General features: G+C 64.6%; 1 protein-coding gene. It reads left to right on the top strand.

Going from position 1 to position 285, the window contains the following annotated elements:
* The coding region (locus EN824_RS34755; protein WP_135933244.1) for a cupin domain-containing protein at positions 1–285 on the top strand (285 nt) is incomplete at both ends.

Below are 285 nucleotides of genomic sequence, written 5' to 3'. Positions count from 1 at the left end.
ACGGCGATGACTTCGCACAGATCGGCGGACACGTGCTGCTCGATCCGGCCAGCGGCAGCTTGCTGTCAGGCGTCCTGCCGCCGTGGATTCACGTACCGGCCACCTCGCCGCAGGCAGCAAAGTTCCGGTGGCTTCTCGAGCAACTTGTGGAGGAGCGCGCGGCCGATTTGCCTGGCGCGCAACTCGTGTCGGCCCAGCTGTCGCAGCTACTCTTCATTCAGATCCTGCGCGCTCACCTGCAAACATCCAGTCCCATGACAGGTTGGCTGCGCGCGTTGGGCAACC

The organism is Mesorhizobium sp. M8A.F.Ca.ET.181.01.1.1 (assembly GCF_004792025.1).
Taxonomy (GTDB): Bacteria; Pseudomonadota; Alphaproteobacteria; order Rhizobiales; family Rhizobiaceae; genus Mesorhizobium.
Note: the sequence above shows the minus strand (reverse complement) of the source record. Positions and strands in the feature narration are given on the sequence as shown.